A 22,426-nucleotide genomic window follows, 5' to 3' on the forward strand; every position below is an offset into this window, starting at 1 on the left:
CTACGCGCTGCCACCACGATGCGCGCTACTGCCGTCGAAACGTCCGTCAGTCGACGACCGGCTACGCGAGACCCGGTACGCCTCGACGGCAGCAGGCCACCGCGCAGCGATTTCCAAGAACCTGTCGGCCGGCCACCCGGCGGCGACGAACTCCGTGGCTCCGGAAGGCACGTCGATCTTGTTCAGTATATCGAAAATGGCGTTGTTCACCGCCGACCTGGAAAGGCTCCCGAGGCCCTTGTTCGCTAGATGGGCGCTGATATTCTCATATCCGACATTAAAGTGATTATTGCGATTCTCGTAAAGGTACTCGAAAATCTCCTTCGCGAGATTCGGGCGGGCCCGCCCCATCCGATTCGACCACTGTGCGGGACCACCAGACGTCATGAACTCGGCGATAGCGACCCGGTCGAGCCGCCCCTGACCCCGCAGCCGATACGCCAACGCGGCGAGTGTAGCCCTCGGGTCCGGATTATCGCGTACAGGATCCTTGACCCAGTGGGACCTGGGGATCCCAGCTCTCGCCAGTAGCTCGAAGACAGCTATGGCGACCATATCCGAGGATATGCTCCCGAGGACCTCGCCGTCCACTTCTGCGCCAGTCAGGGCGATGGCAACTTCTTTATAATATTCTTTATTCGGCGTCGCAATGTTCGGGTGGTCCCGAAAATGTGCGAACACTGCCCGCTCCAGGCGCCTCGCACGCAGAGGTAGGATATCCAGCCTGCCTTGATCGATGTAACCCGGATAATTCCTGGCGAAAATTTCTATCTGCATTCCTTTGCTTGTACCCCTTACGAGCCGAAACTCGACTCGCGCGGATGCGTACGCGGCCTGCACGCAGGCGTCCACCTGTGTCTTTCTCAGATCGGGAAATCCGCTTTCCTTGAGGTGATCCAGTATGTCCTGATTCGTGTAACCCCGGATGATGCAGTGGGCTACCCAGCTTTCCAGATCGGCGCGAGTGCCGGCAGGCGGCGCGTCGGTGTGGTCCCCACCGAGTGGCGCCCCGCTGTGGGCAAAGGACCCAGCCGTGTCGTACTCCTCGGCGGACGCCCCTGTTGCGGCTGCGGTCAGCGGAGTCGGGTGATGGATCTCGATTCGCGTGGGCGGAACCTCCGACAGGTACCCGATCAAATATTCCGCAGCGTTTTGAATGTCGCCCTCGAACGTTTGCACCCATTGCCCCGAATTACCGCCGTCCCCATAATTCGCGGTGACCAAGCCGTTCCCAGTAACAGTGAGCAGCAGAGTTCCGGCATCGTCGGTGATATGAACGAGAGTGCCGGGCGAATATATACCGAATTCAGCGTCGAATCGGAAATTATTCGGAAACTCCGCAGGGCTGCCGTGGAATACTTCGACGTGCGGCCCGCTTTGCCCGTCCGACTCCGGATAACTGCCCGATTCGAGGCCCGCCGAGTAACCCATACCGTCCTCGGTAGGTGGCGCACCGATCAGCGCCTCGTTGAGGACGCGCACACCGTCGTTCGAGAAACGCGCCAGAGTTCGCACAAGCCCGTCATCGTTGTACACGATCGCAAGCAGCGAACGACTACGCGCGATGGGATGGTCCGCCAAAGCGTGGTCGCCGGTCTTCGGATCATGCACCCATAGCTCTTCGTCCTGCTTGTAGAGCACCACGGCATGCGCACCGATGCGGCGAGCAGCCGGATCGCCATGGACATCGACGACAAGACTCAAAGCGCGAGGTCCGAGAATACGAAGTTCGGCTACCACGCCCGCCAGCGAGCCGACCGGTTGCAACGGTGCGGCAGCGGCGTCTACAAAATCCTCACCACGCATACCGGACAACCCGACACTCACCTCTGACGGCCGAATCGGTGTGTCGGGATTCTTGTTCGCGGCGTACCGGAGAGCCAATGGCCCACAGTTTCCGCGAGCATTCGACGTGCCGGACTCCGAGACATACGCTGCAGACCCGTCCTCAACAGCGGCACCACGCTCCCGCTCCATCGGCGGTGCCGCGGATTCGTCCGGCGCAGCGGCGAATACGTGGTCGATGTAGTCGGCTTCGTCCGGCAGCCCGGTATGAAGATCCGCGACCAAGTCCTTGCCCGGATACGCGGCGCGCACCGCCGCCACCGTGCGCGGGTCCAACCGTGCGACCATAGCCAGCGCGGCCTGTGGGGACGGAGCGTGCCACACCGCCGCGGCGTAGGCACCGACTTCCGACGGGTCCTCGATACGCAGCAACGCCGGTGTGTCAGTGAGCAACTCGACGTCCGGCTCCCCGCCCGACGGCCGCTCGACCGGCCGCGCCTGCGCCGCGGTCAAGCGCTGTTGTTCGCCGGGTTCCACCACGGCTTTCAGGACGGTGACGGTGGGGTCGGACTGATCCACCTCGATGATTCGGTAGCGCGTGTTGCGCGCCAACACGAGTTCGTTCTGGTGTGGGTAATCACCATCTTTGCCGATGTAGATCCCGCGTGTTCCGGGCGGCACGATCAATTCCAGCCGGAATTTGATGACACGACTCTTGTGTACCGTTTCCGCGGTTATCGACGTGGACAGCAGGGCGGGCTCCACTTGGGACCCGCCGGGCAGGAGGGTGAGATCCTGCCTGTCGCCGAGCGGGGTGCCGTCTTGGGTGAGCAGGAAGTCGATGTCCTCGAGCGCGCGCAGCACACGAATCGGCTGTGTCAGCGGCAGCGGCCGGTCGGTCGCGAGGTCCAGCAGGGCGATATGATCCCGAATGGCTTTGGGGCTCCAGGGAACTTGGAAATATTCCTGGTAGTACTCGTTGAACTCGCGGTACTGGTCGGCGTCGGCGCGGATCTCATCCCAGCGCGCCGCGGCGCGTGGATCGGCGAGGATCTCGTCGAGCATCAGCAGTTCCCGCGATTCGGCCTCGGTGCGGTCGGATGCGCTGCGCAGCGCGTTACGGCGGGCCCGCAGCAGGACGACATTCAGGTTCGGCCGGTGGGTCGGGTTCACGCATTCTTCGATTTCGGCATGGTGCCGCAATCGGTTGAACTGTTCGATGAGCTCGTCGTCCGAGAAATGCCGCAGAATGTCGTTGGTGTGCTGGGATTCCTCGTACGCGCGCAGCGCGACCTGCTGCTCGCGCGGCAGGTCGTCCCAGCGGCGCAGTTGGTGGGAGCCGAAGTTGGCGCCGGCCTCGTCGGTGTCGAATATGCGTACGCCGTTTTCGTCGATACGGCCTTGGTTCTCCGTATCCGGCCCCACCTCGGCCTGCACCCGGAAGCCGGCACCGTCCGGGTAAATGCCGGTGATGTGCAGCGGCGAGTCGTGCGGCAGCAGCATCTTCGGATGGGTGGCGTCGCCGAACAGCATGATCTGCGGCTGCCCGGCGACGGCGGAGAACAATGTCTGTGCATCATCGGAATCGGAGAAAAGCAGGCCGCGGGCCCCGGGGCGCACGGTCAGCTCGAGCCGGTGCCGAGTCTGTTGTGGGGGCGCCGAATCCGCGAGAGCGCCGACGGTGAGGGCTGGCCGCCGGACCGTGGTACCGATCGCTGCGGAATGAAGAAGTGGATCCGACGGCAGGAGATCGAGAGTATCCAGATCGTGCACTATGTACAACTGCTTCGTGATCGATAGTGGTTTGTCTATCAACGCACTCACCATCTGGGCACGTCGCCGGAACGCGTCGAGATCGAATGGCCGCCCGAACCGGTCGTGGAAGTGCGCGTCCAGTTCGGCGCGAAGGCCCTCGGCGTTCAGATCTTCCAGCTGTTCCGCCGCCACGCCTCGCTCGGCCAGAACCCGTTGCACCACATCATATTCCGCAACGTGCGTACGCACCGCATCCTGCTGCTCGACCGGTAGTTCCTCCCATTCACGCAACTGGCTGCCGATAGGCTGGTGAGGCACCATCGCGAAATCCATCGGTCCGCGGGGGCTGCCCGCAGCGGGGGCCGAGGTGGTGTGGAGATCTGGAGCACCGATCCCTGGTTGGGGTGCTGCGGCACCGAATGGCGCGCCGATCAGAGCGTCACCGAGAACGAGGGCACCGTCGTCGGGATGACCCGCGATGGGCTGCGGGCCGCTGCCCGGGCCGTACACGATCACGAGCCATGCCCGAGCCTCGGCGAAGACATGCTGTTCCAAAGGTTGATCGATCCGAGTTTCTGGATCGTAAACCCACAGCGCCCCGCCGCGATTGTGCATCACGATGACATGGGCACCGAATCCCCGCGCATCGACACCGAAATGCGCACCCACCACAAGACTCAACGAACCAGGACCGAGCATACGAAGCCGGCCGACGGCCGGAACGAGAGTACTGAACGGTTGCAGTCGCGCACCGGCACCGAACTCGAACTGGGGGCCAGTCATACCGGACAACCCGACCGACACCCCCGGTGACCGAATCCCAGCAGCGGGATTCAACCCGGCGGCATACTCGAGGGCCCGCACTCCGCAACCCCCTGGCGACGGCCGGATCGGACCACCGACACCGGAACCCGAACCAGAGACCACCGGACCGACCGGCCGCGAGCCCGCAATACCACCGGGATGAACGCTACTGCCGTCGATATTCCGTCCGCCAACCACGCGCGCCGGACGCGGCCCAGGCGGTGCCCGCCATTGCCGAGCCCCACCGGCCCTGCGGAACGCGGCGACCGTCTCGGCATCGATCCGCCCCCCGAGACTGTGCGCGAGCGCCACGACAGTCTCCCTCAGGTTATGCCGCCCACGACTGTCGCGCTTCCACTCACTCCGGAAAATCCCAGCCCTGGTCAGTATCGACCTGCCCGCGGTCTTCGCCGTGTCTTTGGATACCCGGGCGAGCGTTTTACCGTCTATGCGTTGACCCTCGACAGCTGTGCCGACCTCATCAAAGAAATCCACGCTGGATGCATCGTCGTCCGAATGGTCGTAAATGTATTTGAATACGGCCTTTTCCAGTGGACTCAACCGCAGCGGAAGCGCGTCGAGCGTTTCTTGATCGATCTGCCCCCCGAAACTCGCCATGAGCGCTTCGAGTACCGTTCCCGGATCACGGGCAACACTTGCCGTGCGCTCGATTCCCGCCGAAGCGTAGGAAGAATTAACGAGGAAGCTGACTTCCGCGATGTTCAGATCGGGAAATCCGTTGCGATTGAGATGTTCCAGAATATCCCAATCTGTATAGCCTTTGGCGATACCATGAATGATCCAGTATTCCTTGTCGGCAGCGACGTGACGCCTTCCGACGTCACTGTTCGGTGGCTGCTGCGGATCCCGGCCGCGATCACCGGGATTCGATTCGCGGTACGGCTGCGAAGATCCATCGCCTGGCACGGGTGCTGGTATGAAGTGCCCGGGTGCCGAGGTGTATTCCGATGGCACACCGCCAGGACCGAACCGTGTGGGTCTCCCCGCCGGGGGTGACGCAGCGTGCCCGTCCGTCGGGGCCGGGGCGGCATCCTTTGTGCTGGTGGGTTTTTCGGCCCCGAAGAGGCCGTAGGCGGCGGGGCCGCCTATTGCGAGAGTGTCGAATTTCGGTATGTGTATGAGATCGACTGCGATGATGCCGTAGTCGGGAATCGTGCCATCGGGCGGATCCTTGCGGTTCCAGTCATACTGCCAACTGGTGCTGCCCGCGGGTTTGCGCATCTTGATGCCGGCCTTGGAAGTCCAGCGCTGCTCGCCGTCCGCGTCGCGCCAGTATCTGCCGGAGTCTTTGGAGAACCGCTCCTGGCCGCCGTCCTGATCCTCGCGGACGCGGGTGCCGTCGGAGCGGGTGGTGTAGCGGGATCCGGTCGGGGGCAAACGGTACTCGACACCCGACACAGGGGTGGGGTAGTCACCGTTGTATCCCCAGGGATTGCTGAGCAAGAGCCCGGTCGGTATGCCGTGCTCGTCGCGCAGGACGTCCAGGACCCCGTATGCGTGACCGCCCTCCAGACCCGGTACAGCCGTCGCGTTTTCGCGGCCCTGCCCGAAATGGGAGGTGCCGATGGTGACCACACCGCGCCGCAGCGCCCAGGCGATGCGGGCGGCGATGGTTTCAGCGACGAATCTGTAGCGGGCGGGAAGCAGCCTGCGTTCGGCCGGTCCGCCATATATCGCGGTGAAATAGCTTGCCAGAGCCGTTTTCTCGGTTTCCCACCGACCGGGGAACCGACTGTCGAGATAACGGCGGAAACCCGCGGGCGACCGCAGATCCTCGGTGCGTTCGAACTGGTCCCACGCCGCCGCGCGTGCGGCGTCACTGCGGGCACGGACGTCCGGATCGTCGGCTGGGTTGTCGGGATGAGCCGCCATGATCGTATTCCGCGCCTCATCGTGCACTGTCCGCCAAGCGGATTCGAGGTCATCGAGGACCTCGGCGGCGAGGGCGGTGAAGTCAGGGTCGCCACCGATGATGCTCCCGAGCGTCTCCGAGTCGAGATGGACCGGGTAGAAGGCATCCGTCACAACGCGCGAGGGTTGCGCCAACGCGCCGTCGCCGGAACGGTAGTACCGCTTGTCCAGGTAGGTGTGAACGTCCATCGCGCTCATGACCGAGGTGCGACTCGCGTAGTAACCGAGAATCCCGCCGAAGCATTGTGCGAACGCTTTTCCGATGATGGCGGGCCACAACGGTTGTCCGGGCACATGATAGACGTAGTGCCCGATGTCGGTGCCGGGCGTGACGTCGATGTCCTTGCTGACCAGTTCCCAATGGATGCGGCCGTTTATGCGGAGCCGCACATAGACAGTGCCGTCATCGTTGTCGTGCAGCATCTCTTCGATCAACTGCGGGTCACGCTGGGCGATCCGCTGTAGGGGCGCGATCAATGAGCAATAGCCGGCCTCTCCTTGCTGCGCGTCTTGGGGTTGCGGTCCATATGGTCCGAACAACTTCTCCGCGCTGCGGTCGGCGAGTTCCGGCGTCTCGGGCAGTACGTTGTGCGGCACTTCGGCCAGCCACCACATGAGCTTTTCCGGATTTCCGATAACCCGCGAACCATCCGACGTCGGAAAAACGATGAGGTCGTTTCCGCCGGCCACTGTGATGACCCCCTCGTCGCCGTGGCCGTCATTACCGAGTATGCGGATTTCGCCGGTGGTATCCCAGGCCACCGTGCCGCGGGTCGTAGCAGTGCCGGGCTGGTATTCGAAACCATGAGCCAGCGCCTCGGGAACCGTGACGTGCTTGCCGTCCGGCATGGTCAAGTCGTAGTAAGGAGCAGCCCCATCCGCGGCGACGACCAGATCCGCTTCCGCACGACCGGAAGCCGACAGCGTGACGACCTCGCCGTCACCGTTCACCAGGACGAGAGCGGCTTTGCCATCGGAATCGACAATGCGCTTGGTAGCGATCGGAAGCGGGATCGTCGGAAATTCATGCGTTTTGAGGTATTCCCGGTGTTCCGCAAGGGTCGGCGGTCGCAGATCGCCGGTGTCGAGTCGCGTGCGCGGCGTCAGGCCGTAGCGTTCGTACGGGTCCGACTGCAGCGAGGCCAGCAAATCGGCGCCGAAGTAGGTGTCGTCCCCCTCGGGCTCGAACGACGGCTTGGTGCGGGCGGTGCCGACCGTTCCCGAAGGGGCGCTGGGCGATCGGTCGCTTGGAAGCCGGCCTGGGCGGACGGCGGTGCGCGGTGAGTCGGGGGCATCGGCGGGCAACGCCACGTCCGGCTCCCAGCCCAGCAGTTGGGCGGCCGAGCCGTCGATGTCGCCGTGCCGCACGCCACCGGTGTGGGTGTGGGCGGGGTTCGGGATGCCCGGATGCGAGGTGGCTGGTGGGGTCGATGGTTCGACGTGTCCGCGCAGGACGATGACGGAGGGAGTGAAGGGGTCTGTTCCGATTCCGGTGATTCTGTAGAACGTGTCACGCGCGAGGACGAGTTCGTTCTGTTCCCGCATTCTGCGGTCCGCGTCCGCACCGATGTAGACGCCGCGTGTCCCGGGCGGTACGACGAGTTCGAGGCGGAACTTTGTCTTGATCTTGTCGAACGACACTGTTTCGGCGGTCAGCGATGTGGAGAGCAGGGCGGACTCCTGCTGAAGAATATTGAGTATAAGGCTGAGGTCTTCGCGGCCGTCGAGGGTGTTTCCGTGTCCGTCGATGGCCATGAAGTCGACACTCTCGAGGGAACGGATGACGAGGAACGGTTCGGTTGCCGGCAGTGGCTGGCTGGTCGCCAAGTCGAGAAGTTCGAGATACCGTCGGGCAAGGTCCCGCGTGGGCGAGACCTTGAAGAAACGTTCATAATCTTCAATGAAGTCTTTGTAGAGTTCTCCGTCTTGCCAGATCTGCTTCCAACGCTCGTCGGAGCGTTGGGCGCCAGGGTTGAATATGTCTTCCAGCGCGGCAAGTTTCCGAGTTTCTGAATCGTCAAGAGTTTCCCCGCTGCTCATTTTCTCGTTCAGGGATTCGCGCAGATTTTCCAGTGCACTGGCATCGGGTGCCTCAGCGAACCCCTCGGTGAGCATTTTACTGATACCGGCATGCTGCCGGAGCTGGTCGTATCTTTCGTCGAAGTTGCCGCCCGCAGTACGCAGTATCAGGTTGATGGCAAAAGTCTTCTGGTAATTCCGCAACGCGGTGTGCACTTCAGTCGACCACTCAGGCCACGTGCGTAGCACGCTGTGGCCGAAGTCGGCACCGTCCTGGTCGCTGGTGAACACCCGCACACCGTTGAATGGAAGCAGGGTATCGACCACCGAGAGATGCACCGCCACCGCCGACGAATCAGTATCCGGCAAGGCGGCGGTGAGTTCTGCGGTGGCGAAAAGGCGAATGTGCGGTGCGCCGCGACGATATGTGGTGAACTCGGTGATCGCCGCACTCAGGCGCCCGGCAGAATCATCGGAGACCGCGGAGCCGTAGTCGAGCCAGACGACGCTCGCCGCGCCGGGAGTGGTGCGCACGGTGTCGGCGTGCAGTCCCGCGACCCGGCCCGCCATGTCGTACAGCGAATCTGGAGACGAGGAGGAATACGCGTACCAGTCCACCGTCGACGCGGAATCGATGGGTCCGTAACCGATGGCGATGGTACCGCGCCGACCCAGATCGTCATCGACGAAAAACAACAGATGTACTGCCGCCGGCGTGCCGTCGGAACGATCGGCGGCCACCTCGGCGTTCCTGACCGCGGCGCGCAAGAAAGCACGGGGAATGCTCAGGTTTTGCTGTACCTGCAACAGATCCGGTGGGAACCCATTCTCGTAATCATCTTCGAACTCCAGGAACCACCACTTCCTGACCGCGAGATGCGAGATATGGCGTGCGTGCCGGAGCGGGGCAGGGACGACCGCGCTGTTACGTAGAGCGGGGAACCTGTCGAGCAGCTTGCGCCGGTCCTCGTTGATCCAGCGCTCGATAAGCAGGTTGTCCCACCACGTTCGGCCGGTCCCCGGAAAAGTATACGGGGAATCGAGCTCGTCCAGTTGCCGCAGCACATCCAGCGAAAGCTCGCCACTGTCGCCCGCCAGCGCCTCGAGCCTGCTCAGCTCGAGTACAAAGATCCGCTGGTCGAGTTCATAATCGATCGGGAAGGGAACAATCTCCCGCAAAGCCGGGAATTCGGTCAGCAGACGCAGCTGTTCGGCGTCCGGCAGTTCATCGAAATGCAGTTCTTTCCACCAGGTTTCACCGACATCAAGCCACCAAGAACCCGACATCGCTGGATCGTCGAACCCGGCGGGCGGGCGCAGATCGGCGCGCGCGGCACCGGTTGTCGGTGCGAGCTCCGGTGTCGCGTTGCCGGTCCGGCTCGGGCCGGGGCGGCCGGGGTCGGTGGGGGGCGGCGCGGTGTGGCCTGTTGCGGTAGCCGACGCGGAAGATTCTGCGCTGGTGGGGGTTTCGGGTCCGTAAAGGCCGTAGGCGGCGGGGCCGCCTATTGCGAGAGTGTCGAATTTCGGTAGGTCGTCTTGGCCGAGGGTGAGAACTGTCGCGTGATCCGTTCTGGCACCGGCGTTTTGCTGGTGGACTCGCACAATCGGGGGTACGGCCGGAAGCAATGACCCGACGGAGGCGTCGTCGGTCTGCTGCCGGTCGATGGTCGCCGCGGTGTCCACCGGACCGAACGCGATGGCCACCTTGGCGGCGCGGCCTTGCAGGTCTTGGTGGAACGACAGCAACCGCACCGTGGCGACTACGCCCCCGGATCGTTGTGCCGCTATGGCGGCTTCGAGTTCCGCGCCGTGCAAGGCGACCAGTGTGGTCTCGAGGTTGTGCGATCGACGTTGCTGGGAGGGCATCTGCACGCCGGCTTCAGCAGCCTGCTTCAGGCGGGCACTCTCGAGCAGAATGTACCTGCGGTTCAGGGTGTTTCGTACCTCGGCGGGAATTCCGTCACCATTGCGCAGACCGGGGAAATCGGCGAGCAGGCGCTCCTGATAGTCCGGTGCCAGGTCCGCGAACTGTAGCGCCGCCCACCACGCGCGTCCGTGCTGTACCCACCAGGCCGCGCGTGCACCGGCGGACCCTTCGGCGTTTCGCAGGGCATCGATCGACCCGGGCGGCACGAGACGATCGTGCGCGCCCACGGGTAGGGGATGGGCGAACGAGTTGATCTGCTCGGTCTTGGAGATTCGGCGCACCTGGAACAGTTGCTGCCAGCGGCGCAGCCGTCGCTGTTCGGTGGCGAGCTGCTCGCGGGCGACCTGCGCCACCGCGCGCGCCGCCGGGCTCTGCGCCGGCGCGTTTTCGATGCGGTGCAACGCTTTGTCGGTGGCGTCGGCGAGTATCCGGCGGTACGTGAGTTGCGTGCGTTGCCGCATCGGTTCGCCGACCCGATCGCGGGATTCGGCATCGGCGTCCGTCCTGCGGAAGCCGGGGTCCAACGCGAGACCGCGGCGGCGCAGCCAATCCAGCGCGAAATCATTGTGCTCAGGGTGCGGCGGGCCTTGGCGTTCGCTGTCGGACCACTCGTCGAGCATGCCGTCGACCGCCCCGATTTCGCCCGCGGCGGTCACCGCACCCTCGCCCAAGAACGAAGCGTGCTGGATTCGGCCACTCGGTTCGGTGGCGGCGGCATAGAGGTTGCCGAACTCGTCCATCACGAACAGCATGATGCGGCTGTCGCCCGGCCAATCGAGGAGCTTGGTCGTGTCGAACCGCGACCCGTCGGAGGCCCGGTGCAGTCGGCCGTCCGGGCCGAGGAACAGCCGATGCGACTCCAATTCGTCGGCATCCATGTAATGGACGGGTCGCGCGGACCCCTCCTCGGAGAATTTGCTCGGCAAGGCGGCGGAGAGCAGTGGAATGTGCGGCTTGGTCAACTCGAGCCGCAGGGGTTCGGGGATCTGGTTCCTGGGCACCCGTCCGCCAGGCGTGGCGAGTGCGTCCCACACTCGCTGCTGCGGCCATTCCACCAACGGTGTGCCGGTCGCGGTGGCACCGATCTCGAAATGCCCTGCCGCAGTGCGACGTAGGAACACCGTCAATCGTTCGGCGGAATGGATGATTTCGCGCACCTGACCGTCCGGGTGCACGCTGACGACGTTCACCTCGTAGGCGGCCGCCACCAGCCGGAGCAGGCGATCTCCGGCATCGAAATCCGGTGTCTGCCACACAGCGGTGGGATCGACCAGGTCCCAGTACGCGGTCGAACGCCAGCGGTCGAACTCGTGCCGGTCCCGCAGCTCGTCCCCCCACTCCGTGTCGTCGATGTCGCCGGCCACCCGGCTGTCGTCGACGTCCTCGCGGCGTTCGTGCTCGATCGTCGCTTCTTCGCGGAGGTGATCGAGAATGCGCCTGCGGACCCGAGCGACCTCGGATATCCCGAATAGTTGCGCGATCGCGGCGAATCCTGGATCACCGGGGACCTGTACCGGCTCCCAGCGGGACGGCATCGTCCGGTCCACCACTGGTCGGTCATGGTGGGACGGCGGCGCTCGTTGATCGCCAGGCGTCGGGATGGCGTTGTCGGCGTGGAAGTCTGCCTCGCCCTGCGCCATTCGGCGCAGCAGGTCCTCGCCGTAGTAGGTGTAGACCGGAACTTCCGGTCGCTCGACCCGGACGGACCCCACGTCGAGCCGGAACACCAGCTCCCGCAACGCCTCGCCGTCCAGTTCGTGCGCACGGTCGGGTTGCGAACCATCGATACTGCGGGCGAACACTCGGAAGGTCAGGTCCTCGGTGACCGTGGCCGTGGTGTCGAAAAGCGCGTCCTGGAAAGCGATTGTCGTTCCGGGTGGGAAATCACGCCAGGAGAGGTACCTCTGCGTTGTTTCCGTGCGATAGACCTTGAAGGGTGCGGTGAAGGTCGGCCCCTCGTTCAGGATGCGCTGTACCCGCGCGAGTGCGGCGGCGCGGACGCGTTCTTGGACCGCCGGCGCCCGGAGCAGGAACTGATCGTTGTTCGAATAATAGACTCGCTGGAAATCATCGGAGAAGCGCAGACCCTGTGCTTCCAGGAACGCCAGTGCGTAGTCGTTCGTCTGCTCGTCGGGCGCGTAATGCCCACTGCTGTCCACGATCCTGGTGACGATGCCGTCCTTGGCCGAGATGGCCCCGGCCGCGGTGACGATCCGGCCGCCGAGGAACGACGAATGCTGGATCAGGCCTTTGATCTTCTCGCCCGCATACAGATTGCCGAATTCGTCCATGACGAAGATGTACTTGCGATCGCCGAGGTAATCCTCGTTCCGTTCCGCTTGGAACAGCGACCCGTCGCGGGCGTGCCGGAGTCGGCCGGTTTCGTCCACGTAGAGCCGGTGGGCTTCGCGCTCCACCTCGTCCATGTAGTGCACCGGTGTGGGGTCGGTGAAGGTCGGCCGAGGCAGATGCGCGGACTGAACGTTGCGTCCTGCGAGTTTGGCGGCGGGGACCGTGCGGTGCCGGATCCAGGTCGTCCGCTTCCGCCGGGGTTTCTTGACTACTGCGGGCTCCGGGGCTCGCGCGGAGACCGGCCCCCGTTCCGGGATGTAGTTCCGGCGCACCGCCGCGCCTTCCAGCGGTGGTTCCGGCCCGCCGGCCAGTATGGTGGTCCGCGGTGCCGGGATCTGCTCGCGCGGCACGCTGACCTGTGCGGCGGCGAGGTCCGGTGTGACGACGGTGGCGTAATGGCCGGTGGCGGTGATGCCGATTTCGTAGCCGGTAAGGGTCTGGCGCAGGAAGAATTTCGGCAGCTTCGGACTGTTCACGAGGGTTGTGCGAGGTTCGCCCGGACGTTCGAAGACGATATTGAGGGCGTATTCCTGGGCTGCCGCCTCGAGTGCGGAGTCGATGTTCGCCGCTGCCATCCTCCGCTCGGTCTTTTGCCGTATCACTTCGGCATCTACTGTGAGAATCCGCGCCAGTGTCGGATAAAGGTTGTCCGGCCCGATGGACGGTATGCGATGCCACTCCAGTGGCGTCGAAACAGCGACCCGGACATGCCATGTCCCGCGCTCGCCGAGTCGGTGCAGGAATTCCGCTCGGCTGATGATCGCCCGCGGGTCGGGTGGCAGATCGCCCGCGGTGTGCGGATCGCGTACCGCGAGGTTCCCGTCCCGCCGCACCACCGCTACGCGATGGTCGGCACCGTCCTGGAAATGTATTTCGGTTTCGGTGTCCAAACCATTGGCGGTCAGCACATTTCGCAATTCGGGGGTGCTGAGTATCCGAGCGGTGGCGGCGGCGTGGAACGGCGGCTGAGCCACCCGCACCACAGTGAATCCCAGCGGCTCGTAACCGGTCCGGAGCAGATGCCAGAATTCGCCGAGGGGATGCTCGGATGGTGCAGGCGTCGCGCGGGTGCCCGTCCAGGACAGGGCGACCCCGGTGGCACCGAACTCGGCGTGCATGGTGCGGTCGGTGGCTTGGAAACTCAGCTTCGTACCGGGTGAATAAGCCGCGCCGCCGAAACTTCCGAGGAAGGTTGCTATGTCGAAGTGGTCGCGCTTCTCTGTGGGAGCCATCGGCTCCGTTGCACGATTGTCGGCAGCCACCGCACCTCGGTCCGGCGCGCCGATGCGGGTCTCGCCGAGGACTGCCGCGCCGTCGGCTTCCCGATCGGCGGTGTACACGGTTCCGTCCGGGCGGTAGACGATGGCGGTGATCGCGCGAACGTTGGCGGTCGGGTGGCGGTCGATCGGGTAGTAGTCCTCGGTGATCGGGTCGTACCCGTGGACAATCATCTGGTTGTTCTCGAAAACCACTGTGTGCGCGCCGATTCCGTGCACGTCCACCGGACCGTGATAGGCGTCGACGACGAGGGCTAACGCTCCCGCGCCGAGTTGCCGGAGTTCGTCCTCGATCTCGGCATGGCTGGTGAAGGTGCGCAGTTCGCCTCCGGCATGGCGGTTGAACTGTTCGGCGCTCATCCCGTCGAGCCCGACGGAGTGCTGCGCCGGCGCGGTGATCGGCGCACGGGGGTTCTGGTCGGCGACGTAGCGCAAAGCCAGCGGCGCGCAGTCCGGGTGGCGGGCGGCTGTTTCGTCGGGCTCGATGCGACCGCGCAGGATGGTGACGCCGTGGATGGTCGGGCCGATCCCGGTGATCCGGTAGCGGGTATTGCGGGCGAACAGCAGTTCGTTCTGCCGGAGACCGCCGTCGCTGCCGACATAGATGCCGCGAGACCCGGGCGGCACCTCGAGTTCGAGGACGAAATTGCTGTTGAACCGCGACACCTGGATCGGGTTGGCGGTCAGTGACGTCGACAGGTAACCGGGGTCTCGATGCGAAACACCGACCGCGAGGGCGACATTGCGCCCGTTCAGCGGTGCACCGTCCTGGGCAAGCAGGAAATCGACGCTTTCGAGCGTGCGCAGGACGCGGAACGGTTCGGTCGAGGGCAGCGGGCGGCCGGTCGCCCGGTCGAGCGAATCTCTGTGCTTTCGAACGACCTCGGGGCCGAACTCGGCACCGTAGGCACGGCGATAGAGACCGGACGCGTCCTGGTGGATGTAGGCATCGGCGGTGATGTCTTGCCAACGGCGGAACGGGTTTTCACTGCCCAGGATCTCGGTGAGAGCGCCCAGCAGCTTCGTTTCACGTTCGTCGAGGTCGGCTCGGCCCGCCAGTTCGTCGCGGGTGGTGCGCAGCGCTCCGAAGGCGAATTCGGTGCCGTACTCCGCGACGATCGCGCGATAGAGGGCGACGCTGTGCTCGATGCGCGCGCAGAGCTGGTCGAGTTCGATATCCGACAGGCTCCGCACAATGTTGTTGAGCACCGAATTCTGGCCGTGGGCGACAAGCGCATTGCGCGCGGGTTCGGCGTGTTCGTACCACGAAAGGGTCCGAAGATGGTTCGTTCCGAACCGGTCACCCGCTGTGTCCGTATCGAATACGCGCACCCCGTCGTCATCGATACGGCCTTCGTCGGCGGTATCGCCGTCGAAAGTTCGCGTTTCGCGGATCGCGCCGGGCCACGCCGCCGAGGCGTCGGAATCTGCCGAAACGATACTGTCGGTGTCGAACTCGCGGGTGCCGTCCTCGATGTGGTCTGTGTCGTCAGTGTCCGTCGACCGGCGTGCGGGCGCGGAACCGGTTGCGCTGGAGCCTACTTCGGCTTCGATCCGGTATCCGTCGCCGTGCGGCCGTACGCCGGTGATGCGCGACGCGTCGCCGGTGTGGGCTGATGTGCTGCCGTCGGTGTTCGGGGTGCCGCGCCCGGCCGGGCGCGGTGTCGTGTCGGCGGCGCGGGTGGGACCGGCCGTTGGGCTGCCGGGTCGCCGGGTGCCGGTCGCCTCGTAGGGTGCGCCGATGCGGATGTCCCGCGGGAACTCCGGGATCGCTTCGCCACGCAGCCGAAGGGGCCGGGTCTGGTTGCCGGTGGGGGAGTAGAGGACGGCGAAGACGCGGGCGGCGCGGCCCTGTCCAGGGAGGCGGTGCGCCGGATCGGCGGCGTCACGGACGACGATGACGCCGCGGTCGTTGACCATCCGATAGGCTTGTGCGCCTATGCCGTTCGCGTTGATGGCCGGATGCACGCCGACGACCAGGGCTTGGGCGCCGGGGCCGAGAATTTGCAGTTGCTTGGCGATCCGGTGTTCGTCGGCGTAGCCGCGCAGTCTGCCGCCCGCGGCCTTCTCGGCTTCGCGCCGGGAGCGGCCTGGCAAGTGTCGCTTCGAGCGGAAAGGCAGTGCGGTCGACCGGTAATCCGGCCGGATCGCGCGACTGTTGTTGTCGTGCTGGATGTCGGTGAGTGCGGTGGTGAGGCAGTCGAAGTCAGGCTCGGAACTGTAGGCGGCGATGGCTGGTGCGTCGGAAGCAACCGTGTGGGCAGCCGTGCCGTCGCCGGCGATAGCGCTCCCGGTAGCACGGCTGGCCGAAGTCGTTGCACTGCTGGCCGATCGGCGCACGAGCCGGTGGAAGACCGTGCGGAGCTGACGGGCTGTGCTGCCTTCGGTCGACGTTGTGCGCGGCGCTGTCGTAGCGTCGCGCGGATCGCCGTGCTCACGGAGGCGCGAGACGAAGCCCCGCATCCGTTGCAGCGCTTGGGACCTGCGAGAAGCTCGCTCGGCCTGGGGATGGGCGGATGTGCTGCCGTCGGTTCCAGCGTATGAGTTTCGCCGCTCGGAGGCGGACGTTGTTGTGCTGTCTTGTGACTGGGAAGCGTCACCGGTGTGCGGGGTGGCGACAACCTGGTCGGTGCGTGCCGCCGGTTCGAGCTCGGGCGCGTCGTGGACGAGATCGGCGACGTCCTCGAACTGCCCCGGCGGTCGGGTCATGTGTGTCATCTCGACGTGGCGTGTCATCTCGTCCGGACCCAATTGCGCAGTCGGCCTCGATGTTTCGCCGCCCTGGTCGTGCGTGCGGATGCCGGGGTCGCTCTTCGAGCGGCCCAGGGTGTGCGCGTCCCATCCAGCACCGGACAGGTCGAAGGTGTCGGGCATTGCGGCCCGCACTCGCGATCCGGACGACAACCGCTTCCGCCCGGCGGGCTCGTCCTGCTGTTCCCGCGGCTCGGAGACACCCCTTCCCGGAATATCGACCGTGAACGTGCGGGGAAGCCTGTTCTGGCCGATGGTTTCGGACGCAACGGGCGCACGGTCCGGCTCGTCGGTGCTGTGCACGGATTCGTCGTCGTCCCAGCGCAATGCGGGGCGGATGTTCGCCAGGCTGACCGGCATCACCGGGCTCGTCTGCTCGTCTGTGATCGGCTCGTGGGCGGGGGAGTCCTGGGACCGTGCAGGGTGATCGGCGTCGGTGCTGTAGATCGACGCATTGTCGGCCGGTGAGCCGGGCCGGGACGCCGTATCGGAGTCCGTCTCGTCGATGTAGTGCGGCGGCTCCTGGTCGAGCAGCGGTGCGAACCGAACGGTGCCGGTGGATTCGACAGAGCCGGTGGATTCGACAGAGCCGGTGGGCGAAGAGGGTCGGATGATCTCCGACGGCGGACCCCGCGGTGCCTCGGTCGAGTCCCCTCGGTCTCCGGTGTCCGTCTGCGCTGTCGCGCTGAGCTGGTCGCGTGCGAGCGCGTCGAGCATCTCCTGCTGCCATGGGGCCGTCTGGTCGACGGGCTGCTCGTCGTGCAGCTGGGATTGCTCGGCCGGTTCCGGCTCTTCCAGGATTTGTTGTTCGGTAGCCGGTGCGGGGTCTGTCTGCTGGTCGTCTGTTCGGAGCGCGGGCAGGTTGAGGTGTACCTGTTCGGGATCGATGCCGCGGCTGCGGAATTGCGCACGCACCTCGGCGACGAAGTCGTCGAACGTGTTGTGGCGGTGCAGGTTCAGCGCGTCGAACAGCGCGATGGCGCGGTTCGCCCCGAAACCTCCTGGCTTGATTTCCGCGCCGAAGCCCACACCGGCCAAGACCTGTTCGGACCCGGCGGGCACGTCCCAATGGAACATTTCGGCGTGCTCGTCCTGGAACTCCCGCAACCACGCGACGACCCGCTGCACCGTGTCCAAATCGCTGACGTAGACCACGATCCCGTCCGCTCGGCGCTCCAGCGGGCCGAAGACCTTTACCTCGCCGACCCCGGGGAAGCGCTCGGGGTTGTCGAGCACCTTGTGCACCACACGCGCCACCACGTCGGAACGTGCGGCGCCCGTGGCATTCAAGTAGATCTTGAAGCCGTTGTCGTCGGCGGGCAGGTCCGGCCGGTTCTGCCGGTCGAAGTGCACGACCGGGATGTTTTCGGGCGCCCAGCGGTCCGCATTGTCCGGCGTGAGCACACCGGCCTCCGCCAGGAAACCCTGCTGCGCCGGTCCGGGGGTGCGCTGGGTGAGGACCCACGCGATGTCGTTTCTGAACGCGCGGGGGTTCTCGGGTCGATCTCCGGCGCCCCGACTCAGATACGCGTTGTAGATGTGATTCGCGGTCGCGATCGACTCACGCTCAGCCCAGATGGCATGCAGGAACTCGTCCAGATTTTCCCGCGACACGGTGGGGGCTTGCTGTCCGTTGTGGGCGTAGCTGTGTGTTCGCAGCTCTGCCAGGTCCTCGAACGACAGGTCCGGCCACTCGGGCAGCAGCGTGCGGTACAACTCCGCCAACGTACGCGGGCGGTCGAAGATGCCCTCGAATTCCGCGGCGGCGCGCGACAATACCGACTCCGACCGGCGCGCGATCGGTTGCACCGGTGGGCTCGGGGGTGCGGACAGTGTCTGCGTGGGCTCCGGCACCGATTCGATTGCGGGAATGGGTGTTTCGGACTCGGTCGGCGCTACGTCCTCGACAGTGACGGCGGACCGGGTGGTGCCCTCGGGAGTGGAAATCGTGATGGTGGGTGGCGTGTTTGGACGGTCCGGGGTCACCTGCGCTTCGTCCTGTGGCGGCGAAACGACGATGATCGGTACTGCCGCAGGGGTTTCGACGTCCGACCGGTCCGCCTCGGTGCGCTCGAGTCCTGTCTCGTCGCTGGGCGTCTTCGCACTGTCGTCCGACGCCCGCTGTTGTGGCGCAGCAGGCGACAAGGGTGTGCGCGACGGAAGCGAAGAGTCGGGTGCGTGCGGTACCGCGAGGTAGAAGTGATTGCGGTAGTTCAGGGCGGTGGCTGAAGCCGCCTCGGTGGTTTCCACGCCGAGTATCACAGGGCGAGTTCTGTATTCATCGTTGTACAACGCCAGGAAGAGTCCGCGCCGCTGCAACGTGGTGCCCGCGGCCCGAGAAGTCAAATGGCTGGCCGCGTTTCGCCAGACCCGCGGTGTCCTGATCGCCTGTACCTGCCGGTCGAACTCGGCGCGGAGCCGGTTGTTGTCTCGCGCGGTTTGCAGCGCAGCCACTTCTTCGGAGCGGAGCAGTGGCGCCTCGGGTGGGGCTACTGAGGCCGCGTCGACAAGGGCGACGAACTGCTCGAAGTAGTCGTCCGCGTTCGTCTCGATCTCGGTCGCGATCTCCGCGCGCAACGCGGCGAGCCGCTGGTCCATGATCTTCTGTGTCGACGGCGGGTCGTTCGGGTAGACCATGCGCTCGAGCAGTAGCGGCAGGCAGTCGCCGTCGTCGCGCATGGATTCCCAGACGTGCCCGGCAGGTGCACGGATGCCGTTCACCACGGCCGATCGCGGTCCGCGCCACCGGACGCCGGGGGAGGACGTGACGTCATTGATGGGTGCCGCACCGCGTTCATTCTCCGTGGTGTGCTGCGCGGCGACGGGAGTATCCGGTACCACCGGGCGATCCGTCGGCTCGGACGAGTCCGGTGCCACAGCAGGATCGGTGCTCTGCGCGGACTGCTTCGCAGATTCGTGGGTGTCGGTGGGCTGCGCCGACTTGGCTTCGAGCTTCGGTGCGGGATCGGGCTCCGTGGTTTCCTGCTCGGCGTTGGGCGCATCCGGAGTTGCCGGCCGACTCGTCGATTCGACCGAATGGTCAAGTGGCACAGCAGAATCGGTGGGCTCGATGCTCTGATCCGGTTGTTTCGCAGTTTCCGGGGCGGTGGACTGCTCGGGGATGGCGGGGGCCGGAGCCGGCTCTAAGGGTGTGTGCAACGCACCGGTGGTGCGGGTGACGGCGTTGCCGATGACCCACAGGGTGCCCTTGGGGCCGATGAGCTTGATCAGCAGGATGGTCCATGCGCGATGGTTGTCCGAGCCGAGCCCGTCGGCGTTCAGTGCCGCGGTGCCGATGCGGGTGAGTGCGCGGCGTTGGTTGCCGACCTTTCTGGACATGCCGTGGCCTTTGGCGCCGCCACCCAGGGGCAAGCCCGCGGGGGCGCCGCGGTTGCTCGCATCCGCGGTGGCGGGGACGCTCACACCGATAGTGGGCATGAAGGTATTGGTCTGGCTTGCCTCGGACTCGAAACTCTCCGCCGTGACCTCCATGCCGTCGAGCGTGATTGTCCCGCTGGTTCGGTCGATCTCTGGCGAGTAGAGCGTCACCTCGGCGGTGATGTCGGTGACCCGCCGACCACGGGGGTGTGCCGTCGGGATCGGCAGAATTCGGTCCGATGCGTCGATATTGTCGAGGAATGCGGCGATGGACCCCGGGCCGAGCACGGTCGGCAGACCGGTCCAGGCGAGCGTGTTCAAGACCTGGAGCGCGCTCTCGACGGACCGGGTCCGGTGGTTGGCCTCGACCGAGGGGGCAACGGCACGCAGCGCTCGGTCGAGCTGATCGATCGCGTCGAACCAGTAGACCTGGATCGGTCTGCTCGGCACCCACGGCTGCGCGAGCAACGGGCCGAGCCCGGCCGGCCTCTCCATCTCGATCGCCATACTTCCCGCGGGCGGGGAAGGGCGGGGGACCGACGGATCGGCTTTATAGATGTCGGGCCTGACGCGGCGCAGGACGGTGTCGCTGTCGCCGGCGGTTCTCGCGTCGTCGACATGGAACTGGATGTGGTTGACGGAATTGACGGACTTCGAGACGGAGCTGTTCGGTCGGCCCCATTGCGAGGTATCCAGTCCCAGCAGGATTCCCGCCGTCGATGCGGCGAGGCGCGTCAGGTAGGTCGCATGCGCACCTTCGAGGAGCCACCATCTGACCGTGACCGTGTACACGTAGGGCACCGGGAATCGCGCGGTGTGGTCGCCGCGCAGCCACGTACTCAGCACTCGGCTGGAATCCCTGGTGCCACTGGCGCTTCCGGTGCCTTTGACGGCGAAGCTGAAGGTGGGGCGTACGCCGCCTTCCACTTGGAAACTGGGGTTGAAGCTCCACTGATCGTCACCGCTTCGGCCGGCGCCGACCGCCGTATCCTTGCCGCCCAGCGCGTTGCCGTTGGCGGTCGTGTGCAGGAAATTGGTCTCCAGCGCAACGCCATTGGGCAGGCGCCGACCGCGGATCCGGTCGAGATCGGCTTTGGGATGTGGCCGCGCTTCGAAGGCCACCTCGACCAGGCGCGGCACGAACGGGTAGCTGCGGTCGACGAACGCGAACGACTTGGTGCCCGGTCCGTTGGCGAGGGTGCGGGTGCCGAAAATCGAGGTGTGCTTGTTGATTTGCGCCACGACGCCGCGGAAGTGATTGGCCGAGCTGGGATCGAGCACACCTGGCGCCACCGACTCCACCAATTTCTTGGTAGCCACTTTGAAGTCGTTGTGTCCGCCTTCGATGTTCGCTTTGACGACGTTGCCGTAGGTGAGGGCGCCGTTGCTCAGGACGTAGCCGATCGGTAGGAACAGATCGGCCCGCTGCTGCTTGACGATCTTGTGCACGCCGCTCTCCCGGACCAGGCGGGCGAGGTGCGGATGCAGGTGTAGATCCTTGTCGTACAACAGGAATTCGGTCCCGCCGGGGTCGTCGACGACGAGGGTGTTGTCGCCGTAGGCAGTGGGCTCCGCTGCTCCAACGAGGATTCGCGCCATGTCGGTCAGATATCTCGCCACTTTGGAGCGGCGGTGCACCATGGCGGCGAGATCTTTCCCAGTACCTGTGATGAGGTTGCGGGTACCGGTTTCGACGGTGACCACGTGCACGACCCGCGCGGTGAACCGATAGGCCTCGCCGCGCGGTCCCGCCGGGTTCGTTCCGGCCGCGTTGGCGGCGATCGTCGTTATCCGATTGGTGCCGATGGATTCGGCGGCCGTGGCATGCCGCGGGCGGGAGAACGCGTGCTGGTAGGTTCCGCCGGGAATGGTGCTGTGGTCGGCTTCGGCGCCGAAGCGCTGTGTCTCGCTGAGGCCGAACTGGTCGCTGTGCACAGTTTGCGACTTCTCGTCCGCATGGTCCTGGGATGGCGACCAGTTCTCGGTGTTGATCTTCGCCGACTTCGGCAGCACCACAATGTCGGTGAGGTACGACTCGAGTCGAACGATGTAGTCGGTGCCCGCGACGACGCCCGCGGTGCCGATGCCCTCGATCTCGTCGGAGCCATGTGAGGTCTGCACCAGCGTCGCCAGCTGAGCTTGCGGAGAGAAGGCGGTGTGAATGATTTGGTACGGCGCTGACTCCGGGTTGGCGGTGCGTCCGCCGAAAGTTTGTTCCCAGACCCAGTTACCGCCGACGGCGATCTTGTTGATCCCCCATTCGACCCAGCCTGGGCGTACGTCGGGTTCCGATTCGGGGTCGCTGAGCGCCCGCGACGCATCGTGCAGCGCGCCCGCGGGATCGGTGACGATGATCGCCGGCACGTCGGATGGCAGCGTGTCGGTCCGGCGAGGCGTGGTTTGCTCGGGTGACTCGACGGGGAATGCACCGGGTATCTGTGTGGGC

The 22,426-nt window shown here is 65.3% G+C and carries 1 protein-coding gene (only partly in view); it reads right to left on the reverse strand.

The features are described 5' to 3' along the window. Window positions 1–22,426: the 3' end of an ADP-ribosyltransferase gene (locus tag O3I_RS20410; protein WP_041562737.1), read on the reverse strand. The gene runs 25,112 nt beyond the window's last position; the window shows 22,426 of its 47,538 coding nt (coding positions 25,113–47,538); the start codon falls outside the window, past its right edge; it ends in the stop codon at window positions 1–3.

The organism is Nocardia brasiliensis ATCC 700358 (assembly GCF_000250675.2).
Taxonomy (GTDB): domain Bacteria; phylum Actinomycetota; class Actinomycetes; order Mycobacteriales; family Mycobacteriaceae; genus Nocardia; species Nocardia brasiliensis_B.